At 60.9% G+C, this 22,877-nt stretch carries 21 protein-coding genes; 17 read left to right on the forward strand and 4 right to left on the reverse strand.

The genetic code is table 11. The annotated features are described in order from the left end of the window. Positions 1-56: 56 nt before the first annotated feature. Positions 57-926 (reverse strand): LysR family transcriptional regulator, encoded by an 870-nt coding sequence (locus H7B90_RS19930; RefSeq protein ID WP_185137652.1) that lies wholly within the window; start codon positions 924-926, stop codon positions 57-59. Positions 927-1,121: 195 nt separating this feature from the next. Here H7B90_RS19930 and H7B90_RS19935 point away from each other — a divergent pair, with 195 nt between their 5' ends. From H7B90_RS19935 to H7B90_RS19955, 5 genes are all read left to right on the forward strand, one after another. After that, positions 1,122-1,772, forward strand: a complete 651-nt coding sequence (locus H7B90_RS19935; RefSeq protein ID WP_185137653.1) for an NADPH-dependent F420 reductase — start codon at positions 1,122-1,124, stop codon at positions 1,770-1,772. 84 nt (positions 1,773-1,856) lie between these two features. Then, positions 1,857-6,668 (forward strand): RCC1 domain-containing protein, encoded by a 4,812-nt coding sequence (locus tag H7B90_RS19940; protein ID WP_185137654.1) that lies wholly within the window; start codon positions 1,857-1,859, stop codon positions 6,666-6,668. Positions 6,669-6,818: 150 nt separating this feature from the next. Continuing rightward, positions 6,819-7,304 carry a hypothetical protein gene (locus H7B90_RS19945; protein ID WP_185137655.1) on the forward strand — a complete coding sequence of 162 codons (486 nt, stop codon included), beginning with the start codon at positions 6,819-6,821 and terminating at the stop codon, positions 7,302-7,304. Positions 7,305-7,420: 116 nt separating this feature from the next. Further along, positions 7,421-8,563: a stalk domain-containing protein gene (locus H7B90_RS19950; protein WP_246578791.1), complete on the forward strand. Its 1,143-nt coding sequence runs from the start codon at positions 7,421-7,423 to the stop codon at positions 8,561-8,563. A gap of 161 nt (positions 8,564-8,724) precedes the next feature. After that, positions 8,725-9,141, forward strand: a complete 417-nt coding sequence (locus tag H7B90_RS19955) for a hypothetical protein (protein WP_185137656.1) — start codon at positions 8,725-8,727, stop codon at positions 9,139-9,141. A gap of 18 nt (positions 9,142-9,159) precedes the next feature. Here H7B90_RS19955 and H7B90_RS19960 read toward each other — a convergent pair whose 3' ends face one another. Next, on the reverse strand, positions 9,160-10,014 hold the full coding sequence (locus H7B90_RS19960; protein WP_185137657.1) for an NAD-dependent epimerase/dehydratase family protein: 855 nt from the start codon (positions 10,012-10,014) through the stop codon (positions 9,160-9,162). A gap of 166 nt (positions 10,015-10,180) precedes the next feature. Between H7B90_RS19960 and H7B90_RS19965 the strand changes: the two genes are divergently transcribed. From H7B90_RS19965 to H7B90_RS19990, 6 genes are all read left to right on the forward strand, one after another. After that, complete coding sequence (locus H7B90_RS19965) at positions 10,181-10,954, forward strand: NUDIX hydrolase (protein WP_185137658.1); 774 nt, start codon at positions 10,181-10,183, stop codon at positions 10,952-10,954. A gap of 163 nt (positions 10,955-11,117) precedes the next feature. Then, on the forward strand, positions 11,118-12,518 hold the full coding sequence (locus tag H7B90_RS19970; protein ID WP_185137659.1) for a nicotinamide phosphoribosyltransferase domain-containing protein: 1,401 nt from the start codon (positions 11,118-11,120) through the stop codon (positions 12,516-12,518). A 42-nt stretch (positions 12,519-12,560) separates the two neighbouring features. Further along, positions 12,561-13,172, forward strand: a complete 612-nt coding sequence (locus H7B90_RS19975) for an adenylyltransferase/cytidyltransferase family protein (RefSeq protein ID WP_185137660.1) — start codon at positions 12,561-12,563, stop codon at positions 13,170-13,172. A gap of 98 nt (positions 13,173-13,270) precedes the next feature. After that, the gene (locus H7B90_RS19980) at positions 13,271-14,854 is read left to right on the forward strand and encodes a spore germination protein (protein ID WP_185137661.1); all 1,584 of its coding nucleotides are present in this window, start codon (positions 13,271-13,273) and stop codon (positions 14,852-14,854) included. Then, positions 14,844-16,055 carry a Ger(x)C family spore germination protein gene (locus H7B90_RS19985; protein ID WP_185137662.1) on the forward strand — a complete coding sequence of 404 codons (1,212 nt, stop codon included), beginning with the start codon at positions 14,844-14,846 and terminating at the stop codon, positions 16,053-16,055. Before H7B90_RS19980 ends, H7B90_RS19985 begins: the two co-directional genes overlap by 11 nt. A 34-nt stretch (positions 16,056-16,089) precedes the next feature. After that, positions 16,090-17,196 (forward strand): GerAB/ArcD/ProY family transporter, encoded by a 1,107-nt coding sequence (locus H7B90_RS19990; RefSeq protein WP_185137663.1) that lies wholly within the window; start codon positions 16,090-16,092, stop codon positions 17,194-17,196. Here the strand turns inward: H7B90_RS19990 and H7B90_RS19995 are convergent. Then, on the reverse strand, positions 17,193-17,417 hold the full coding sequence (locus tag H7B90_RS19995; protein ID WP_505661182.1) for a YczF family membrane protein: 225 nt from the start codon (positions 17,415-17,417) through the stop codon (positions 17,193-17,195). The two genes, H7B90_RS19990 and H7B90_RS19995, sit on opposite strands and share 4 nt — an antisense overlap. Positions 17,418-17,582: 165 nt before the next feature. Between H7B90_RS19995 and H7B90_RS20000 the strand changes: the two genes are divergently transcribed. From H7B90_RS20000 to H7B90_RS20010, 3 genes are all read left to right on the forward strand, one after another. Beyond that, positions 17,583-17,822, forward strand: a complete 240-nt coding sequence (locus H7B90_RS20000; protein ID WP_185137665.1) for a DUF6953 family protein — start codon at positions 17,583-17,585, stop codon at positions 17,820-17,822. 88 nt (positions 17,823-17,910) lie between these two features. Further along, a complete protein-coding gene (locus H7B90_RS20005; RefSeq protein WP_185137666.1) occupies positions 17,911-18,249 on the forward strand; it encodes a YrdB family protein in 339 nt (112 codons plus the stop codon). Between the two features lie 221 nt (positions 18,250-18,470). Next, on the forward strand, positions 18,471-18,671 hold the full coding sequence (locus tag H7B90_RS20010; protein ID WP_185137667.1) for a cold-shock protein: 201 nt from the start codon (positions 18,471-18,473) through the stop codon (positions 18,669-18,671). Positions 18,672-19,074: 403 nt separating this feature from the next. On the opposite strand, the gene H7B90_RS20015 is transcribed toward H7B90_RS20010, so the two are convergent. Continuing rightward, positions 19,075-19,203, reverse strand: a complete 129-nt coding sequence (locus tag H7B90_RS20015; RefSeq protein WP_185137668.1) for a DUF4023 family protein — start codon at positions 19,201-19,203, stop codon at positions 19,075-19,077. Between the two features lie 309 nt (positions 19,204-19,512). Here H7B90_RS20015 and H7B90_RS20020 point away from each other — a divergent pair, with 309 nt between their 5' ends. Genes H7B90_RS20020 through H7B90_RS20030 form a run of 3 tightly spaced genes read left to right on the forward strand, consistent with a single transcriptional unit; the run spans position 19,513 to position 22,866 of the window. Next, positions 19,513-20,178: a GntR family transcriptional regulator gene (locus H7B90_RS20020; protein ID WP_185137669.1), complete on the forward strand. Its 666-nt coding sequence runs from the start codon at positions 19,513-19,515 to the stop codon at positions 20,176-20,178. A 28-nt stretch (positions 20,179-20,206) separates the two neighbouring features. After that, entirely contained in the window at positions 20,207-21,187 is a 981-nt protein-coding gene (locus tag H7B90_RS20025) for a D-2-hydroxyacid dehydrogenase (RefSeq protein ID WP_185137670.1), read from the forward strand. Positions 21,188-21,246: 59 nt separating this feature from the next. Beyond that, positions 21,247-22,866, forward strand: coding sequence for an ABC transporter substrate-binding protein (locus H7B90_RS20030; protein ID WP_185137671.1), 1,620 nt, complete (start codon positions 21,247-21,249; stop codon positions 22,864-22,866). The last annotated feature ends 11 nt before the right edge of the window (positions 22,867-22,877 follow it).

Genomic DNA, 22,877 nt, shown 5'->3' on the forward strand with positions numbered 1-22,877 from the left:
AAGACTCTTCTTGCAGGGCGAGCGCACGGACTCGGCCGCCGGCCTGTCCGGAAGCTTCACGACGGCTGAAGCGCCGGCAGCAGCGCTCTCCCGGTCTCGCGTCTCGCGGCGGCGAGGACGATCTGCCGCTTGGCCCCCTCTTCCCGGATCGGGACGGCGACGAGGTCCGGATGGCGCAAGGACTCGGCGACGAGACGGGGGACAAGGGTCAAGCCGGAGCCCGCCGCTACGTATCCGAGCAGAAAATCGCCGAAGTTCGCCTCCACCTTGATCGTCGGCTCGAAGCCGTGCGCTCGGCATAAGCCGGCGAACAGGCGCCGAATGCCGCAGCCGGGAGGATGTAGAACAAGCGGCTGATCCCTTAGCTGCGCGACTCCGACGGACGCCTCGCGGGCGAGCAGATGTTCACGGTGCGCCACGAGGCAGAAAGGCTCCTCGAACAAAGAGGCGCTCCAAACCGCGGGGCGAGAAGGAGGGAGCGCGGCGGCGGAGGGCTCGCACAGAACGGCGTCGACCGCGCCGGCCTGAAGCAGCCCGCGCAGCTCGTCCGACGTCGGAGCGACGACCGGCTCGATCGCCAGGCCGAGCCCTTCGGCGCCCGGCATGCGCGGCGGCAAGTAGTGGGCGGCGAGGCTCGGCAGAGCGCCAAGCCGGATGCGGCGCGGCCCGTTCGCGTCCGCAAGCTCTTGGCGAATGGACTGCCACTCTTCGTATAGAGGCCGAACCCGCTCCCGCAGCCGCCTCCCGGCTTCCGTCAATTCGACCCCGCCCGGGGAGCGCCGGAACAGGAGCGTTCCGTAATAGGCTTCGAGACTGCGGAGCTGCTTGCTCAGCGCCGGATGCGTGAGGCTCAGCTTCTCGCTCGCGCGCGCGATGCTGCCGCACTCCGCGGTAACGAGGAAGCTATGGATGAATTCGATATGCACGGGGCGCGCCTCCCTTCGGCTGCAAGCTGGTTACGAACAATATAGCACAGGGAACCGGGACCGGGAACCAAGAGACGGCCGCCGCGCCGACCCGGGGGTGAAACCTCCGGTTGCAGGGGAGAAGCCAAGCCGATCTTCTTCGGGCGCCGGGTTCGCGGTACGATTTTTCGTATCTCGGATCAGGAGGTCTTGAATATGAAGGTAAGCGTCATCGGAACGGGAAGAATGGGCGGAGGATTGGTCCGGGTGCTGGCGCCGGTCGCACCGGGCCTGACGTGGGGCTCGCGCACGGTCGAGAAGGCAAGAAGCTGCGCGGAGGAGAGAGGGCTCGCGGACGTTCGTCCGGCCGGCATGGAAGAGGCGCTTGCGGCGGACGTCATCGTGCACGCGTTATGGTTCAAGGACGTCATCCCTTGGGCCGCGCAGTACGAGGAGAGCCTCGCCGGCAAAATTCTCGTCGACATCGCCAACCCTTTTACCGCCGACTTCACGGATTTTACGCTCGGATGGGGACAATCCGCCGCCGAACGGCTGCAAGCCGCCCTGCCCCGAACCCGGATCGTCGGAGCGTTCAAGAACACGTTCTGGAGAGTGCTCGAGCGGCCCGTTCACGAGGGGTTGACGAGCGACGTGTTCGTCACCTCGGACGACGAGGAGGCCAAGCGGACCGTCCTGCATCTGCTTCGGGGCCTTCCGTTCCGCGTCATGGACGGCGGGCTGCTCCGCAACAACCGGACGATCGAGAGAATGACGCTGTTCGAGCGCGAGCTGGCCATGCGCAACGGGCATTACCCTTACGTGTCCTGGCGATTGTTCGGCAGGGAGAACGATTCATCGGATAAATAGTTAACTTTAGAAAATAGTTTCCGGCTTCTCTCTTCCCTACAATATTCAAAGCGAATTCAGTCTGAATATTCGGAGGGATGGAACGTGAGAAGGAGGACAGCCAGCCTGCTGCTCTGTCTGACGCTTATGCTCGGAATGATTCCCCTGTTCCCGGCGAGGGGGCAGGCGGCGGGACCGGGCGCGATCGAACCGCAGCTGCTGGCCGGCTACTATCATAGCGTGGCGCTGGCGAGCGACGGCAAGGTCTGGAACTGGGGAGGCAACGAGTTCGGAGGCCTCGGCAACGGGTCGACGACGAACCGGTCGGCTCCGGTGGCTCCGACAGGCATGACCGATGTGAAAATGATCGCGGCCGGCGTCCGCAACACCTTCGCGGTGAAGAACGACGGCACTCTCTGGGCGTGGGGATCGAACGTCAACGGGCAGTTGGGAGACGGCACGACGACGGACCGGCTCAAGCCCGTGCTCATCGGCGGGATCGGCGGAGTCAAGTCCATCTCCGGCGGCATCGGCTATCATACGCTTGCCGTGAAGGAGGACGGAACGGTCTGGGCTTGGGGGCTCAACAGCAGCGGCGAACTCGGCGACGGGACGACAACGAATCGGGAGACGCCGATTCAAGTGCCCGGGCTGACGGGCGTGAAGGCCGTGTCCGCCGGAGGGTATCACAGCTTGGCCCTCAAGGAGGACGGAACGGTCTGGGCGTGGGGCAACGCCGACGAAGGCGAGATGGGCAACGGCACGGAGATCGATGCCCAATTGACGCCCGTTCAGGTGCAGGGGCTGACCGACGTCGTCGCGATCAGCGCCGGCAATTACCATAACTTCGCCATCAAGAAGGACGGTACGCTGTGGGGATGGGGAGACAACAACAATGGCCGGCTGGGCGACGGGACGGGCCAAAAGCGGAAAACCCCCGTGCCGATCACCGCGCTGGGCAACAACGTCGCGGCCGTGTCCGCCGGCGGCTTCCACAGCCTGGCCTTGACCAAGGACGGGACGGTCTGGGCTTGGGGCTTCAACGGCCAGAGCCAGCTGGGGATCGGCAATACGACGAGCCAGTCGCTGCCGCAGCAAGTTCCGGGACTGAGCGGCGTGACCCGGATCGCGGCGGGTGCCTTCCACAGCTTGGCGATGACGAGCGAAGGCATGGTTTGGGGCTGGGGCTACAACGGCTACGGGCAATTGGGCAACGGCAACTTCAACTCGAAGAGCTTGCCCTCGCTCGGCGCGGCGGTGTTGGATACGAGTCCTCCGACGGTCGCGAACGGAACCCTGACGGTGTCCTCCGTGGGAGAGACCGAAGTCTCCTTGAGCTGGGAGAAAGCGACGGACAACATGACGGCGCAGGGCGACCTGGAGTACCTCGTCTATCTGTCCAAGGAGGACAACATCGGCACGGTCGGGACGATCGAGAACGGCCGGCCGTTCGGCGACTACGAGCCGGACATCGACTCGGCGACGATTACCGGCCTGATCCCGGGAACGACGTATTATATCAACGTTCTCGTTGCGGATTATTTCGGGGAATCCAGCGTGTATACGGCGACGAAGGTCACGACGAAGGGGTATTATAAGGTTCTTTATTACGGCAACGGGAATACCGGAGGCAGCGCTCCTTCGGACCTGAAGGTCTACCGGGAAGGCGAGACGGCGACCGTCCTCGGCAACGACGGGGGACTCGCGAGAGACGGGTATACGTTCGTCGGCTGGAATACGATGGCCGACGGCAAGGGGACCCGGTATTCGGCGGGAGATCCGATGACGTTCGGAGCCGCCGACGCGAAGCTGTACGCCGACTGGTTGAAGAATCCGACGTTTTCGGTCATTTATCACGGCAACGGCAGCACGGGCGGCACGGTTCCGGCGGACCCTGCCGAGTACGAGAAGGACGAGACGGCGACGGTTCTCGGGAATGACGGAGGGCTGACGAAGCCCGGCCATACGTTCGCGGGCTGGAATACGGCCGCGGACGGCAGCGGGACAAGCTATGCGGCCGGGGACGCGATTCCGATCGGAACGGCCGACGTCGATCTATATGCCGTGTGGACGAAGAATCCGACGTTTTCGGTGATTTATCACGGCAACGGCAGCACGGGCGGTACGGTTCCGACGGATGGGAATGCGTACGAGAAGGACGCAACGGCGACCGTGATGGGCAACGAGGGCGGACTGGAAAAGGACGGCTTCGCGTTCGCGGGCTGGAACACGGCGGCGGATGGAAGCGGGACGAGTTACGCGGAAGGGGATACGTTCCAGATGGGGACGGCCGACGTCGAGCTGTACGCCGTGTGGACGGAGAATCCGCCGCCAACGGATCCACCTCCGACCGATCCGCCGCCAACCGATCCGCCGGCAGACCCGACGTACGGCGTGGTTTACCATGGCAATGGCCATACGGGCGGGACGGTACCGGTGGACGGAGCGTCTTACAAGTCGGGCGATACGGTAACTGTAAGGAGCCAAAATGGGTTAACGAAGGACGGCTTCGACTTCGCGGGCTGGAACACGGCGGCGGATGGAAGCGGGACGAGTTACGCGGAAGGGGATACGTTCCAGATGGGGACGGCCGACGTCGAGCTGTACGCCGTGTGGACGGAGAATCCGCCGCCGACCGATCCGCCGCCGACGGACCCTCCTCCAACGGACCCTCCTCCAACGGACCCTCCGCCAACCGATCCGCCGGCAGACCCGACGTACGGAGTGGTTTACCATGGCAACGGCAACACGGGCGGCACGGTTCCGGTCGATAAAGCATCGTACAAGTCGGGCGATACGGTAACCGTAAGAAGCCAGAACGGGTTAACGAAGGACGGCTTCGCGTTCGCGGGCTGGAGCACGGCGGCGGACGGAAGCGGGACGAATTACGCGGCAGGCGATACGTTCGAGATGGGAACGACCAACGTCGATCTGTACGCCGTGTGGACGGAGAATCCGCCGCCAACGGACCCTCCTCCAACGGACCCTCCGCCAACCGATCCGCCGGCAGACCCGACGTACACCGTGGTCTACCATGGCAACGGCAACACGGGCGGCATGGTTCCGGTCGATAAAGCGTCTTACAAGTCGGGCGATACGGTAACCGTAAGAAGCCAGAACGGGTTAACGAAGGACGGCTTCGCGTTCGCGGGCTGGAACATGGCGGCGGACGGAAGCGGGACGAGTTATGCAGCAGGCGATACGTTCCGGATGGGAACGTCCGACGCCCATCTCTTCGCGGTCTGGACGCTGAGAGAGCCGGACGACCGTTCGGCGGCTTTGACGAACTTGGTCTTGTCGGCCGGAACGTTGAGCCCCTCCTTCGATAAACAAACGGCTTCCTATTCGGCCAGGGTCGGAAGCGGAGTAAAGGCGATCCAACTCCTCCCGACCGCCTCCGACGCGGACTCGACGATTACGGCCAGCGTGTACGATACGCGGGGCCGGCTGCTGCAAGGGCCGCTGCGGATCGAGAGCGGGAAGGAATCCGAGGGCATCGGCCTGGCCGTCGGAGCGAACCTGATCCTGCTGACGGTCAACCTGAGGAACGCGGAGTCTATGACGTATACGCTCGCCGTGACGCGAAGCTCCCCGCCCGCCGAATCCGGCGGCTCGGCGGGACCGGCGGAGCCTCTGCCGGAGAGCCGAACCGGCCTGACGGTGCTGGTGGACGGCTTGCCGCGGGAGGAGATCGCCTACGCGGAGGAGACGACCGAAGAGGGGCGCACATCGCTCACGGTGAAGCTCGATAGCGGGCGCTTGAACGTTTATCTGGCCGAATCCGGTTCCGACGCTCGAGTCCTTATCCCCGTCTCGAAGGAGACGGACGAGGTGTCCGCCGAGCTGGACGGGGAGACTGTTCGAGCTCTGCTCGAGAAGCGGGCCGAAGTCGAGATTCGCACGCCCAGAGGCAGCTATACGCTGCCCGCGTCGGCCGTCGGGATCGACCGGTTGGCCGCCCGCTTCGGAGAGGAGACGAAGCCCGAAGACATCCGGGTTCGCGTGCTCATCCGCTCCGGCGACGCAGAGGCCTTGAACCGGCTGAAGGCTGCCGGCGAACGCGAAGGATTCGGCGTCGTCGCTTCTCCCGTCGAGTTCGAGGCAACGGCCTCGCACGGGGGGCAGACGATCGCGCTCGACCGGTACGGCGCGTTCGTGCGGCGGGAGATCCCGCTGCCGGAGGGCGCAACGGCCGGCCGATCGTTGACGGCCGTCGTTCTGGACGAGGACGGCAGCGTCCGCCATGCCCCGACGACGATCGAGACCCGCGACGGGAAGACGTACGCGGTCGTCCATAGTCTCGCCGACAGCACGTACGCTCTGGTGTCCTATTCGAAAGCTTTCGAGGATATGAACGGACACTGGGCCTCCGAGGCGGTGGCGAATCTGGCTTCGCGGCTGATCGTCGCCGGCGCGGACGCGAACCGGTTCCGTCCGGACGCAACCGTATCCCGCGCGGAATTCGCGGCGATCGTCGTTCGGGCTCTCGGCCTGTCCGACCGGGGCGACGCGTCCGCAACATTCCGCGACGTCGAGGGAAGCGCCTGGTATTCGGGCGCCGTCGCCCAAGCCGCGGAACTAGGGCTTCTCCAAGGCTACGAGGACGGCAGCTTCCGGCCGACGGACGCGCTGACCCGCGAGGGTGCCGTCGCCATTCTCGCGCGCGTCATGGAGCTCGCCGGGCTGGACGTCGCGGCAAGCGACGATGACGTGCAAGCCGCGCTCGGCTCGTTCCGCGACGGAAGCCGCGTCGGCGGCTGGGCGAAGCCGGCGATGGCCGCCGCGATCCGGCGGGGATTGGTCAACGGCTCGTCGGGGGAGCTCCATCCGCAAGGCCAACTGACGAGAGCCGAGACGGCCGTCATGGTCGAGAGGCTGCTGATCGAAGCGGGGCTGATCGACGGCCCTTCCGAATAGAACGAGAGAGAGCCGGCCGCGAGGCCGGCTCTCTTCGCGTCGGAATCCGACCCGGCGGACAGCGCCTCGGCGTCTTCATTCCGCAAGCCGGAGAGCGATCCGGGCTATGCTATAATGGGAAGACGACTTTCCACCATTTGGAGGCCTATGATGCTGACATTCGAAGAGAAGCTTGCGATCGCCGATTCCTTCCCCGAGCTGGAGCGCCGGCCGGTGTCCCTCGGACGGATCAATTACCATTACGAACAGAGCGCCTACGAGAAAAAAACGGTCGTGTACCACCTGCATCCGAACGGCAACGGATACGTCTACGCGGGGGAGCTGCCGGAGGGCTCCGGCTACGTCATGGACGACAAGGGCTACGTCAACATCCGCGACTTCTCCGCGGAGGAGATGAAGGCGCTCATCGCCCGGTCGATCCGGTCGCTGACCGGAGCGGGCGCAGCCCCGTCGACGGAAGCGGAGCCTTCCGCAGAGGAGACGTGGATCAACGCGAAGAAGCAGAAGCTCAGCCTGAAGTTCGAGGAAGAAGACGGCATGTGGTACCTATTCGCGGGCCTGAATCTGGAAGCGGCTTTCGAGACTTACGAGGAAGCGAAAGAGTACCTGGCCGACGAGGGCTTCGCCCGCGCCTGACGGCGCTCGCGAATGTCATTTATTACCGCGGCTTCGTTCGGGGATCGGTGCAACTTCGGTTCGGGTTCCGCCGTCGATATCGGTGAAGGTTGAACGATCAAGGGAGAGGATAGGACATGAGACAACAATGGATGAACGGGTCCGGCCAAGAAGAGACGCCGGCCTTGAACCGCAAGGGCAAACGGAACCTGCTGCTGCTCGCGCTGGCCGTGGCGATGGGGGCTTCTCCGGCGGCCGCCGGACTGTCGGCCGAGAAGGCATCGGCTGCCGCGCCCGCGTACAAGATCATCTCCCAGGCGTTCAAGATCGACGGACGGGCGTTGTCGATATCGGCTCTGAATACCGACAACACGACTTACGTGGCTCTGCGCGTGCTGAGCGAGAATCTCGGGCTCCAGACGAAGTGGGACAAGGCGAAGCAGACGGTGACGGTGACCGGGCACGGGCGCGTGCTGGTCATGAATCTGAAGACGGGCGAGACGCGGCTGAACGACCAGGCGATCTACGGATTGCCCGCGATCGTGCAGGACAATACGACCTATCTGCCGTTCCGCTTCTTGATGGAGCGGCTGGGGTACAGCATCGGCTACGACGCCGCGACCCGCGGCATCGAGGTCGTGAAGATCAAGGAGAACGACCTGAAGATCGGCACGGTTACGATCGCGCAGAGCGACGCCAAGAAGGCGTTGACGCTCGAGGTCAACTATCCGCAGATCTCCGGCCTCGCCGACGCGGCCGTGCAGAAGAAGATCAACGATTATCTGAAGTCGGAAGCCGAAGCCCACGCGAAGTACGGCAGGGAGACGCTCGAGGAGGCGGCCAAGGCGAACGCCGAATACGCCGCGGACAATCCGGGCGAGCGACTGCTGCCGGTCAGCTATCAAGGCTCGTATTACGTGACGTACAACGAGAACGGGAAGCTTAGCCTGTACGTCGACTATTACGAGTATACCGGCGGCGCCCACGGCGGAACGGTCCGCGTGCCCTACACGTTCGACCTCTCTACCGGCACTCTACTGACGCTGAAGGAAGCGGCCCGGAACAACGCCGATTACGTCAAGATCATTAACGCGGCGATCCGGGAAGGGATCAAGAAGCAGAACCTGGAGCCGCTTCTGAACCCGTTCGAGACGATCGAGCCCGACCGGCCGTTCTACTTGAACCATAACGGACTTGTCGTCTATTTCGAGCAATACGAATACACTCCGTACGCGGCGGGGATGCCGGAATTCGTCATTCCGCTGAAGTCGTTCGGCTGACGCCGGGGAAGAAGGAGCTCCCCTCTTGCGCATCGGCGGGCGATGGGATATTCTGTGAGTAAGATTCGATATTCGTGGCGAAGCATGCCCGAACGGCAACCGCGTCAAGCGCGGTTCTGTTCGGGCTTTTTGCCGTGCCGCGGAAGCAGGGGGGATTCGGAATGCATCCGAACGCGAAGCGATGGGTGGAGCGCCATTTGAGGGCGGAAGAGGCGGAACGGTTCCGGCGGGAGCTGGAGATTTTCCTGGGGGAGGTGTTGGGGCCGCTGCTCGGGCATAACTTCAGGGGACTTCAGGCGGGCTATCCGTATCTTCACATCCCGATCGACGGCGTTCTCTACCTGCGGTACGTCAAGCGCGGCCGGAAGCCGGCGGCGTTCCAGCTGATCGGCCGGGCGCTGACGGAAGGGACCGACGGCGAGCGGCGGTACCGGAAGGCGCTCGATCAATACAACACGCTGTCGCTCGACGGCTGGGCCGTTCTGGGATTTACAAGCGATAATCTGACGGACGATCTGCCGACGTGCCGGGAATTCGTCGGTCGAATGCTCGGTACGGACGCCGGGGGAGGGGAATAAGGAGCGCGAAGGGCTTCTTCAGAGAAGAGCCTCGGCGAATCCCGTCCGCCAAGTCGGGTACAGCGGCTCCCAGCCGAATTCCCGGCGAGCCTTCGCATTGGAAGCGCCGCGCTCCCACGGGGCGCCGTCCGGTCCGGCCGCCGGGGCGGGGGCGCCGAGGAGACGGGCGTACTCGGGGAGCCATTCGGCGCCCGCGGCCGGCTCGTCGTCGACGACGTTCACCGCTCCGGAAGGCCACTTCAGGGCGAGGACGGCGGCGCGGGCCGCGTCTTCCACGTGCAGGAAGGAGGTAACGCCGCCCGCGGCGGGAAGCTGCCCGAGCCGGACCTGCTCCGCCATGAAGCCGCCGCGCTCGTACCAGGTGCCGGGGCCGTAGAACATTCCGTACCGCAGGATGACGTGGTCCGGAATCTCGGCCGCCGCCCGCTCCATCGCGACGATGCCTTCGATCGTCGTGCTCCGCGGCGGCGGGGCGGAGACGTCGAGCGGCGTCTCTTCGCCGGCGGGGCCGGTTCCCGGCTCGTACGCCCAGGCGATGCTCTGCACGACGAACTTCCGGACGCCCGTCTCCAGCGCGGCGTCGACCAGGTTGCGGGTCCCCTCGATGCGGATGCGGGAGTTGTCCGCGAAGTTCCGGCTCGCCAGCGAGGTGAGCTGGTGAACGATCGCGTCCGGCCGGGCTGCGGCGACGGCGGCCCGGACGGCTTCGCGATCCAGCGCGTCGGCGACGACGCCTTGGGCTCCCATCTCGCGGATCGCGGGAAGGCTGGCGGCGCTGCGGGTCATCGCGATCACTTCGTGACCGGCCTTCGCAAGCCGGGGAACGAGCAAGCGGCCGACCGCGCCGGTCGCTCCGGCAAGAATTATTTTCATGGATGAATTCCTCCTTGTAGCGATTAGGATGCGACTTTCTTAAAGATAGACAATCGGCAAGTGCGGATTGTGACGGGTTCGGCGGGGAATTTCGACTCATTTTATAAAGTCATATTGACAATATTAATTCCGAGACGTATACTGAGTTCATCAAGGGGGTTGCCAAATGAAGCCAACGAAGACCTATCGCACGCCGGACGGATTGCCGGTAGACATCGCGATCTTCACGATTCGGTCCCGGACGAAGCCGGGCAACTACAAGACGCTGGCCGACCGCCGCCTGAACGTCCTGCTCGTCCGGCGAAGCCGCTCTTCCGAAGCTTACCCCGGGTATTGGGCGCTGCCGGGCGGATTCTCCGACGAGAACGAGACGCTGCTGGAAGCCGCCTACCGCGAGCTGAAGGAAGAGACGAACGTCGACCGCGAGGTGCGGATCGAGCAGATCAAGACGGTGTACTATCCGGGACGAGACCCGCGGGGCTGGATGCCCTCCGTCGTCTACGCCGCTCTCGTGAAGGAAGAGTACCTGCTGAACCTGGCCGCGGACACCGACGCCGACGAGGTCGCCCTGTTCGACATCGAAGAGGCGCTGGGCATGAAGCTGGCCTTCGATCACAACGATCTTCTGAAGGACGCCCTGGCGTTCGTCCGGGCGCAGATGATGACGACGACGATCGCGAAGGAGTTCCTGCCGGACGAGTTCACGATCCGGGAGCTGTACCAGGTGATCCGGACGGTCGTTCCCGGCTTCGAGGAGGACATCGCCAACTTCAAGCGGAACCTGCTCGCGACGAAGACCCGGCAGGGCTTGATCGAGGAGGCGAGGGGAGAGGACGGGAAGCCGATGACGACGGACCGCAACTCCAACCGGCCCGCGCAGCTGTACCGGTTCTCCGGCTACGAGCCGAGAATCTCGATTTACAATTCGGGGATGTTCTGATCGGGGCGGAACGCTTCGGCGCTCCGCTCGGACCGGAATCTCGTTCTCCGAGAACGTCCCGCATCGGCGCGGCCGCGCGGCCGCGAATGGTGCTGTAACCCCTTCCCACGCCTGTTTATATAGTCGATATGACAATTAAAATCCTTTTGAGGAGGAACCACCAATGCTGAACCGAATCCGTCAAAACCCGCTGCTGCTGACCGACAGCTACAACCTCTCGCACTATCGGCTGAAATGCAACATGGATTGGGAGGTCAGCCATCTGTACAACCGGAAGCAGGGGATGATCCTGTACGGCTTCCGCGAGATCGTAACCGGGTTGCTGTCGATCCGCATCACCGAAGAGCACGTGGCGGAGGCGGCGCGCTGCGCGGCCAGGCAGGGGCTGATTTTCCCCGAAGAGCTGTTCCTCCGCGTCGTGAACGAATTCGGCGGCTACGCGCCGATCGCGGTCGAATCGCTGCCCGAAGGAACCTGGTGCCCGGCGGGAACGCCGTTCGCGCAAGCGTATAACACGGCGGAAGGGTTCGGCGAGCTGGTCACCTGGTGGGAGGGCCTGTTCATGCACGCCTACTTCCCGAGCGGCTGCGCGACGGAGGCGTTCCATATGCGGCGGTATCTCGACCGGAAGCGGGCGGAGCAAGGGGCGGACGACGCGTTCCTGTGGCGGCTTCACAGCTTCGGGTTCCGCGGGCATCGCAGCCTGGAGGACGCTTATTGGGCGGGAACGGCCTGGAACCTGTCGCTGAGAGGGACGGACGACTTCCACACGACGCCCCATACGCCGGAGACGGCGGTCATCGGCAGCATCTCGGCGCTGGCGCACAAGGTGACCCAGCAGTTCGACGACGAGCTCGAATGCTTCCGCCACGCCATTCGCGCCACGGCCGAAGCGGGCGAGCGGATCGTCGCGCTGGTCATCGACACGTACGACGCGGACCGGGTGATCCGCGAATACTTGCCGGAGCTCGGACGATTGGCGCGGGAGCTGGGCGTGAAGATCGTCATGAGGCCGGACAGCGGCGACGTCATCGGCCAAGCGATCGCCATTCACGAGGTCGCGGCGGCGAACGGACTTCTGGACCAGGTGGGCGTCATTATCGGGGAAGGGATGGATTTCGAGCAGGTTCGGCGGTACGATGAGATTCTGGAGCGGAAGGGCATTCCGCTTGCTTTCGTCGCCTATGGGGTGGGAGCGGGCTTCTACGCCGGCATCAGCCGGGATTCGCTCGGATGGGCGATGAAGACGGCGTTCAGCAACGGGAAGGACCGGATGAAGTTCTCGATGGCGGAGCTGAAGCGGAGCATCCCGGGGCGGGTGAAGGTCGCGTTCGCCGGCGGCGAGCTGACCGTCGAAGCGGAAGGCGAGAGCGGCCGGGACGGCTTGTACGAGACGGTCTACCGGCATGACGGAGACGGAGAGCCGAGGATTCTGCCGGCCGGCCCGGAGCACTGGGAGGAGGTTCGGGACCGGATGGCCGTCCAGGAGGCGACGCAGCAGGCGATTCGGCTGTCGGCGGGAATCGAAGCCAAGATCCGGGAGCTGGCCGGGCGGTATTTGTAAGCTCCAGGAAGCGACGCGGATTGGGAAGAAGGAGAGAGAACCATGGAAGAAGTAACGATTAAGCAAGGAGAGAGGCCGTTCCGATTCGGCTTCGTCCTCGGAAGATTCCAGCAGCTGCATCTTGGCCATGAGAAGATGATCGATCTGGGGCTCCGGCTGTGCGATAACCTGCTTGTCCTCGTCGGCTCGGCCCAAGAGCGGGGGACGAAGCGCAATCCGTTCCCGGCGGAGCTGCGGATCGAGATGCTCCTGGAAGTGTTCGGGGAGCGGGCGATCGTCGAGCCCCTCCCCGACTACACGAACGAGAACGACCACTCCCATGCATGGGGGCGGTACTTGCTCGAAGCCGCCAGAGCCGCCGGGCGGGCGCGGGGGCTTCCGCCGCTCGACCTCATGCTGACCGGCGACGACGAGGAGCGAGAGCGCTGGTTCCCGCCGGAGGAGTTGGCCGCGCTGGCCAGGGTGGTGCTTCCGCGGTCGGCCGTGCCGATCCGGGCGACCGATCTTCGCCAAGCGATGCTGGCGGACGACCGTGCCGCTTGGGAGCGAGGAGTGAACGAGCGGCTGCATCGCTATTACGACGACCTGCGCGCGCAATTGCTTGCCGTCTATAGACAAGAACCGGAAGCGGGAGGGGCTCCCTCCGGAAAATAGGCTATCGAGAAGGAAGGGAGGACGGCGGGATCTCCGTTCCGAAGGCGTATTAAAGAAGGGGGAAATGCCCATAAATGGCATAGAAGGGGGGAGCGGACATGTTCCGACGCAAACGATCGCGGAACCAGAAAACGACAGAAATTGCGGCGAGCGATTCCGGCTCCTCCTCCCTTCCGCCGGATTTGGAGGACAAGCTCCAACGGACGAAGCAGGAGATCGGATTCAGCAACGACCTGGTCGTTCGCGAATTGGTCTTCGGAAGCGCCCGCGAACGGGCGGCCGCCGTCTATATCGATAATATGGTCGATAAGAAGATGGTCGGCGAGTTTGTCCTGCGATCGATCATGGGAGGTTCGGAGGGAGAGGAGCCGGACCCGCTCTCCATGGACTCGCTGAAGAACCGGCTCCTTCCCGTGGGGGAAGCAAGCGTCGTATCGGAGTGGAACGAAGTGCTGGCGGCGATCCTGAACGGGGACACGGCCCTCTTCGTGAACGGGCGGGCGGAAGCGATTATCGCCAGCACGCGCGGAGGGGAATACCGCTCCGTCGAGGAGCCGTCCTCGGAAGTCTTGATCCGCGGTCCCAAAGAGGGGTTCACCGAATCCATCGCGACCAATATCTCCCTCGTGCGGCGCCGCCTTAAGACCCCGAATCTATGGATGGATGCCGTGAAGATCGGGAAGGTCAGCCAGACGAGCGTCGCGATTCTGTATCTGAAGGGGATAGCCAGCGACAAGATCGTCGAAGAGATCAAGCGAAGACTGAAGCGGATCGAGACCGACGGCATTCTGGAATCCGGGAATATCGAAGAATTCATTCGGGATCACCCCTTCTCCCTGTTCCCGACGCTGCTCAATACGGAGCGCCCCGACAGCGTCGCCGCGAATTTGCTTGAAGGGCGTATCGCCATCCTGATCGATGGGACGCCGTTCGTCCTGGTGGCCCCGACCACCTTTTTTATGTTTTTTCAGTCCGCCGAGGACTACTATCAGAACTTCCAATTCGCCATCTTCATCCGCGCCTTGAGATACGTGGCTTTCGTTATCTCTCTGTTAGGCCCGTCCATCTATGTGGCAGCCATCTCGTTCCATCAGGAGATGATCCCTACTTCGTTGTTGATCAGTTTAGCGGCGCAGCGGGAGGGAGTCCCGTTCCCCGCCTTGATCGAAGCCTTCCTGATGGAGGCCAGCTTCGAGATCTTGCGCGAAGCCGGCGTCCGGATGCCTCGCGCGATCGGCCAAGCGGTGTCGATCGTCGGGGCGATCGTGTTGGGACAAGCGGCCGTGCAGGCGGGGATCGTCTCTTCCGCCATGGTCATCGTCGTCTCCTTGACGGGGATCGCCAGCTTCACGACCCCGGCGTTCAACATGGGATTATCCATTCGGCTCCTCCGATTTATCGTCATGATCTCCGCGGGGCTCTTCGGCTTCTTCGGAATCGCGCTCAGCGGAATCATCATTACCGCGCATCTGTGCAGCCTGCGTTCGTTGGGAGTTCCCTATATGGCCCCTTACGCGCCGTTTATTCCGGCCGACCAGAAGGACGCCATCTTCCGATTGCCGCTGTGGGCCCACCGGACGCGTCCCCGTCTGGTCAGTCCCACGAACAGGACGCGAATGGCGAACAACGAGCCGTCTCCTCCGGCAGATCCGGCGAGAAAGGACGAGCCGGATGAGAGCTAGCCTTGCCGTTCGGGCGATCCTGCTTATGGCGCTCATCCCGTTCCTGACGGGGTGCTGGAATAGCAGGGAGTTGAAGAGCCTGTCGATTATCGGAGCCATCGGAATCGATAAAATGCCGGATAGTCAACTGTACAGAGTATCGTTCCAAATCATCAACCCGAGCACGGTCGCCTCGGCCGGGGGCGGCACGGCGGCCAACCCGACGGCGATGCCGATCACCGTCTATACCGGCACCGGGAGAACGATCTTCGAAGCCATTCGCAAAACGTCGAAAATATCGCCGCGCCAGCTCTTCTTCTCACACATCCGGCTTCTGGTCATCGGCGAATCGTTGGCGAGAGAAGGAGTATCGAATCTGTTCGATTTCTTCGAGAGATCCCATGAGATCCGGCTGACGACCAAGCTGCTGGTCGCAAGAGGCGTCCAGGCGGAGAAGCTGCTTCAAGTGCTGACCCCTCTTGAGAAAATTCCCGCTAATGCGGCATACGGAAAGCTGGAATCGACCAAGAAGCTTTGGTCGGAGAGCCTTGACGTCGGAGTCGACGACGTGATCAATACGTTGATCAGCCCGAGCAAGCAGCTGCTCATCAGCGGCGCGAGGATCGTCGGACGGTCCGAAGAAGGGGGCAAGAAGTCCAATCTGGAGAACGCCAAGCTGCCGGCTGAAATCGAGATCAAGGGGATAGCCCTGTTCAAGGACGGCCGATTGGAGACTTGGCTGGACGATGACCTGGCGCGCGGTACGCTGTGGATCCGCGACGAGCTGAAGACGACCGTTATCCCGATTCCGTGCAAGCGGGAGGAGGGAATCGCGGCGATCGAAGTTACCCGTTCCAGCACGAGAGTCCGAGCGTCGATGGAAGACGGGGAGCCGGTCTTCCGCGTCTTCGTGCGAGAGGAGGGCAACGTCAACGAAGTGACCTGCGCCGTCGATCTGGGCAAGAAAGAAGAAATCCTGAGATACGAGGATGAATGGAAGGCCGAGACGGAGAGACAAATTCGGGAGGCCATTCGATTCGCGCAGAGTCAGTCCAGCGACATCCTCGGCTTCGGGGAGGTGTTGAACCGGTCTCATCCGAAGACGTGGAAGAAGCTCGAGGACCGATGGAGCTCGATATTCGCCAGATGCAAGACGGAAGTTCGGGCGGAAGCCTACATTCGTCGTTCGGGCATGCGATTAAAGCCGTACATCAAGGAATAGGGGGCCCGATGCCCGCGAGAGAGGTCGGAGCTTCATGCTTAACGAGAAAATAAACGCCAGACAACTGTTCGCCTTGATCATGCTGTTCGAATTCGGCACGGCTCTCGTTCTGCCGATCGGATTCGTCGCGCAGCGGGACGTCTGGCTCTCCATTCTGTTGGCCATGGTCGGCGGGGTTGGCTTGTATTGGATCTACGACTATTTATACCGCCAATATCCCGACTTGAATTTGAGCGGATATATCCGCCGGATTCTCGGCAATTACGCAGGGTGGCCCGTCAGCTTCCTGTATCTCGGGTTCTTCATCCATAACGACTCCAGGATTCTGAGGGAGACCGGAGAACTGCTCGTCACGTCCGCTTACGACATGACGCCGATCTTCGTCATCAACGCCTGCTTTATGCTTGTCGTTATTTTCGTCGTGAGCAAAGGAGTCGAGGTGCTGGCCCGGACGGGCGAGATTTATCTCTTACACGTTCTTATCCTCGGAGCAGCCGGGACGATCATGATTCTGGCCTCCGGGATTATTCGAATTCACAATCTGTTTCCCATGCTGGGGGACGGATGGAGGCCGGTTCTGGAGTCGGCTTATCGCAATATTCTCATGTTCCCGTTCGGGGAGACGATCAGCTTTGCCGCTATCCTCCCTTCGCTGAACAAGTCGTCTTCCGGGCGAAAGTCGGGGGTTCTGGCCCTTCTGTGCAGCGGAATCGTACTGAGCGGAACGCATGCGATGGAGGTCTCGGTTCTGGGGGCCGATATTTACGGCAGGTCCACGTTCCCTTTATTTTTGGCGGTCAGCAAAGTCAATATCATGGATTTTATTCAGCGTATGGACGGCTTGGTCATCTTGACGCTGATTATCAGCGCCTTCTTCAAATGCGCGATCACTTGCTACGCCGCGATCGTCGTCGCGGCCGATCTGTTCCGCGTGAAAAAGCCGGAGAAGCTCGCGCTCCCGGTGGGAATCATCATCCTGTTCAACTCGATGATGACCTCCAACAATTGGCCCGAATTCGGATTCAAGGGCAAAGAAGTGATCATGGGCCGATTGCTTCCGTTCTACGCCGTCGCCGTTCCCTTAGCCTTGCTGGTCGTTCATTGGATTCGCCGGGCGTTCGGTCCCAAGCGCTCCGCTTAAGCGCGGCCGCTCTTCGAGGGGGCTCCGTTCCTCGCGGTTATGGCGAAGAATGCGGCCAGTCCTATAAGCAGGATGGCCACGACCCCGTATTCCGGAAGGGTCATCAGCCGGAACGGATTCATCACCAATCTAAGCGAAGCGGTCAAGCGATTGCCGGCCATCCAATCGACCATAATCGTATAGAAGACGCTGTAAAGCAAGAGCAGCAGGGTCAAGAGCACGAGCTTCAAGGGCTGAATCCTCCTTCATGGGGCTTCCTTTAATATTCGCCAAGAATTCCGGGGCGAATTCATGGGAGGAGGGCAGCGGAATTGAATTTGACGCTTGATTCGGGCAAGATGAAGGGAGTGAAACATGATTTTGCTCGCACAAGGAGAGAAGAACGCATGGAGATGACGACGGAGCAGCGAATCGCCGAATGGATGGTGAACGAGATCAAGTTCAGAGGAATGCTGCGGCAGGAAGAGGCGATCGAGCACGTGCGCAGCCACTTCGGGGAAGAGTACGTGTTCGTGAACGAGAACGGCAACGCGTCCCTCTCGAAGGAAGTGAAGAAGGCGTTCCGCAAGCTGCATGGCGGCAGAGTGGCTTGGGACCGGGACGGTTTCTTCTGGGGATGGACCTGACTAGGAAAATCCCCCTTGCTAAAACTAATAACATTAGTTAAAATGGATCCATAAAACTAATGTAATTAGTTTATGGAGGGATCGGGAGATGGCAATCGCAGGCGGAATCGTTCTCGGGGCGTTGTTCTTGGTGGAATTGGCGGCGCTGGCCTCCTATTCGTATTGGGGATTCCGCTTCGGCTCGGCGAAGGGACTGCAATTCTTACTCGGGATCGGAGCGCCCGCGCTCGTCGCCATATTCTGGGGGATGTTCGTCGCGCCCAAGGCTTCGATCTCCGTCTCCGTTCCCGTGCGGGCGCTGCTTCAGGCCGTCGTCTTCGCCGGCGCCGCAGGGGCTTTGTACGCCGCAGGCCGGCCTGCATGGGCGGTCGCCTTCCTTCTTGTCGCCGCTGTCGTGATGTCGCTTGTATATTTGTTGAAGCTGTAGGCAAGACTAATTTTCGATGGATCATAAGGCCCACAGCAAAAGGGAGTTGCTTTACCCGGCTCGCTGTGTTAAGCTTGTCACATAAATTGAGACCTGAATTCACATAGTGTAAAGGGTTATCATTTTGTGCAGGTAGCCTTTTCCAATATGTGAATTTTTTATTTCTGCACCAGATACAGAATAAAAAGCTCATGTAAATTTTAATCTTGGAGGAATTCCAAATGGCTCAAGGAACAGTGAAATGGTTTAACGCAGAGAAAGGCTTCGGCTTCATCGAAGTCGAAGGCGGCAACGACGTATTCGTGCACTACAGCGCGATCACGGGCGACGGCTTCAAGACCCTCGACGAAGGCCAACACGTTGAATTCAACATCGTGCAAGGCAACCGCGGCCCGCAAGCCGAGAACGTCGTTAAGCTGTAAGCATCGCAGAACGAAGGGGCTGTCGCCCGGGTTTAGGCCCGGGGGGACGGCCCCTTGTTTATTGTAACCCGATAAAGTCGGGTTAGAGCGGTGGAAGGAGCGCGCCGGGAGCGTGTAACCCGACAAAGTCGGGTTAGAGCGGCTAAATGGGCACGCCGGAAGCGTGTAACCCGATAAAGTCGGGTTAGAGCGGCTGAAGGAGTGCGCCGGGAGCGTGTAACCCTGATAAAGTCGGGTTAGAGCGGTGGAAGGAGCGCTCCGGAAGCGTGTAACCCGATAAAGTCGGGTTACGAGGGGGCGGTGGGGCGCTCAGGGTTGGCCGCAATATGCCCCAAAAAAAGACCGCTGCGAGCGAAGTGACGCGAGATCGTCCAAGCGCATCGACGGCGGTCTTTTTTCGACGTTACTTGTTGGTGCTGTGCTGCTTGCCCGGCAAGACGTTCCCTTCGTTTCCGTGGCCGCTGTTTTTATTTTTTTGCGCTTTCTTCTGCGTGTCGCGAACCTTCCGGACGAACTCGCTCGTGCTGTCCATGGCGTACGCCCTCCTCCTTGCCTTGATGTCTGTTAAGATAACCGATCGAATGGAGACTATGCTTGTGTTCTCGATTTCTTCAATGGAAGAGAGCGGGTTCGTTCCAATCATTATATGTCATATGTATGTCATATATAGTTTAATTTCAGTGCTATCGCGTCAATAATCTACCATATCCTTTGTGTTTTTTCACAAATCCCACTCTTTGGATTCATTTTATGTAACTAAAAATAACATATTGCTTTCATGAATGTCCTTTGTTATAAATGAAATATAATAAAATATTTTATAAAATCCGTGAATGCGGAGGTGGGTTGCCTGGCGGTCAAATCGATCAGCAAGCAGCAGTTAGCCTATGATTTTATCTATGCGCAGATTATGGCGGGCGTGTATCTTCCAGGACAGCGCATAGTGGTGGAGCAGCTCGTTCAAGAACTGTCGCTCAGCCCGAGTCCGATCCGGGAAGCGATCCGCAAGCTGGAGGCAGACGGGTTGCTTCGGAACAAGCCTTATGCGGGCGTTGTCGTTACTTCGTTCAAGCTAAAGGAAGCGGTGGAGAGGATGCGGGTGCTGGCCGCGCTGGACGGCTATGCCACGGCGCTGAGCGGCCCGAGGCTGACATCTGCCGATTTGAACGAGCTGGATGAGCTGAACAGTGAACTCAAGGAATGCGCGAACGAGCAAATGTTCGTCCGGGCCGGGGCCATCGACCGGGCGTTCCACGACAAATTGAACGGCCGATGCGACAACGACTATCTGTTAAACAGCATCAAGGACATCACGGAGAAGCTGAATACGATCCGAGACTTGAACGTTATGTTCTATCCGATGCGCATCGTCGAGAGCGTCAAAGAGCATGAGACGCTTATCTCCTATATCAGGGAGGGGAGAAGCGCAATGGAGCTGGAAGCGTACATGCGCACCCATCGTCATAATGCGATCGAGGCTTACACACAAACGGTGGACAAGGTATAAGAATCGGGAAGGGCGGCGAGGCAGGGCGATGACAGCAGAGAGGACGAAGCCGAACATTCTGATTCGCTGCGAGATCGGAGAGCCGATGCTCCGCAGAATCGAAGAACGGGCGGGCAAGGTTTATGTGGAGCCTTGGCAACCCGATGGACCGGAACCGGCCCTGCGGGCGCCCCTGGAGGAGCTGGATATTGTGGTGACCCGAGGGCTCGCGGATGAGATTCGGTTCGCGGCGGAGGCGCCGCGGCTAAGGTGGATCCATTCCGTAACCGTAGGGGTCGAGAAGACGCTGACTCCGTGGGTGAAGGCGAATCCGATTGCGGTGACGAACGTACGGGGGCTGAACGCGGTGCCGATCGCGGAATACGTCATGGGAGCCCTGCTCGCCTGGAACAGGGGACTTTATGAATTCGCCAGGCAGCAGCGAGAGAAGGTCTGGAGGACCGTCGACGTTCGAGAAGTTTCGGGAAGCACGATCGGAATCATCGGCTACGGCAGCATCGGAAGGGAGATCGCTCTGCGCGCCCGCGCGTTCGGAATGAGCGTTCTAGCCTGCAGTCGAAGGGGAGGAGATGCTTCGGCGGAACCAGTGGACCGGTTTGTGGCTCCCGGGGACGTGGACGACCTGCTAAGCGCTTCGGATTGCGTTGTGGACTGCCTTCCGCAATCCCCGGAGACGTTCCGGTTCATGAATGCGGACCGGTTCCGGGCCATGAAGCGGTCGGCGCTGTTCATCAACGTGGGCAGGGGCGCCACGGTCGACGAGGAAGCTCTGCTTCGGTGCCTAAGGAGCGGAGCGATAGCGGGGGCAGTGCTGGATGTCTTCGATACGGAGCCTTTGCCGCGGGAACACGGCTTCTGGGAAGAAGAGCGCATTTTCGTCACGCCGCACAACGCTTTTGCCTCGCCGAAGCATTGGAGTCGCGTATTCGATCATTTTATTGACAACCTGGACCGATTCCTTCGGGGGGGACCGCTTCGGAACTCGGTGGATAAAGAGAAGGGTTATTGAAATATAAGTCTGAAATTTCAGAAAAAAAGAGGCGTCATTATTCGGAGGGAGAAAACCAAATGAAGAGAAGCAAGTTGACGGTCCTGCTCATCGGTTTATTAAGCTCTGCCCTTGCCCTTGCCGGCTGCTCCAGCGGCAACGATTCGGCTGGGACGACATCCGGGGGCACGGCGGATGCCGCCGGTTCTTCGACGGCAAGTCCCGTCGCGGCAACCGCGACGAAGGAGCTTAAGATCGCGCTGAACTCTACGCCTACGACGCTCGATACGCAGATGACGACCGACTGGGCGACGACGCACGTGGCTCGCAATATTTTCGAGACCCTCATCACGGTGGACGCGAACTACCAGATCCAACCGATGCTAGCGGAATCCTACCAGATAAGCCCGGACGGATTGACCTACACGTTCAAGCTTCGCCACGGGGTCAAATTCCACAACGGCAAGGAGATGAAGGCCGAAGACGTCGTCGCTTCGATGAATCGCTGGTTCGGGAAGTCGACGATCGCCAAGTCGACGTTCGCGGGCTCGACCTTCTCGCAAGTTGACGATTATACGGTTAAGCTCCAGTTGTCCAAGCTTTCCGGCGTTGCTCTTCAGGTCATGACCAACCCGAACCAGTTCGCGGCGATCATGCCGAAGGAAGCGATCGAAGCGGCGGACGACACGGGCGTCAAGGAATACATCGGAACGGGGCCGTTCAAGTTCGTCGAGTGGAAGCAGGACCAGTATATCCGTCTCTCCAAGTTCGACGAATATCAGCCGGTCGATAGCCAGGCAAGCGGACTGGCAGGCAAGAAGGAAGCGTTGGCCCAGGATTTGTATTTCTACTTCGCGAGCGACTCCCAGACTAGGGTAGCCGGTCTTCAAAGCGGCCAATACGACATCGCCCTCGAGATCCCTCGTGATGCCTACTTGGCCTTGAAGAACAATTCGGAAGTTAAGACGGTCGTCAGCCTGACCGGCTACAATCCGCTCATCATGAACAAGAAGAAAGGCGTATTTACGAACGAGAAGATCCGTCAGGCGGTAGCGGCCGCTCTGGATATGAAGGAGATCATGATGGCCGCTTACGGCGACCCGCAGTTCTTCCGGCTCGACCACGGGCTTATGCAGAAAGAGCAGACGGCATGGTACAGCGACGCGGGCAAGGAGAATTACAACCAGAACAACCCGGAGAAGGCGAAGCAGCTTCTTCAAGAGGGCGGTTACAAGGGCGAGACGATCCGCATTATGTCGAGCCGCGATTACGACGATCTCTACAACTCCAGCGTCGTCATCAAGTCCGAGCTCGAGAATATCGGCATGAAGGTGCAACTTGATACTTACGACTGGGGAACAGTCGTGACGAATCAATCGGACGAGAACGCGTGGGACCTGTTCGTGACCACCTTCTTGCCGAAGACAGACCCAACGCAAATTCTGTACCTCGACTCCCGCAACCAATGGGCGGGCTGGACGAACGATTCGAAGATCGACGCCGCTCTCGACGGCATTCGCGCTTCGACTTCCCAAGAGGAATCGAAGAAGCTGTTCGAGGACTTGCAGCGGGAGTTCTGGACAAGCGTGCCCGTCATCAAGATCGGCGACGTCTACGCGTTGACTGCCACGGCCAGCGATGTGGAAGGATTCCAATACTTCAACGGACCCGTCTTCTGGAACGTGAGCAAGTCAGATTAAGAGCAAAGGAT

It is taken from the genome of Cohnella xylanilytica (assembly GCF_014212175.1).
In the GTDB taxonomy this organism is placed as follows: Bacteria; Bacillota; Bacilli; order Paenibacillales; family Paenibacillaceae; genus Cohnella; species Cohnella xylanilytica.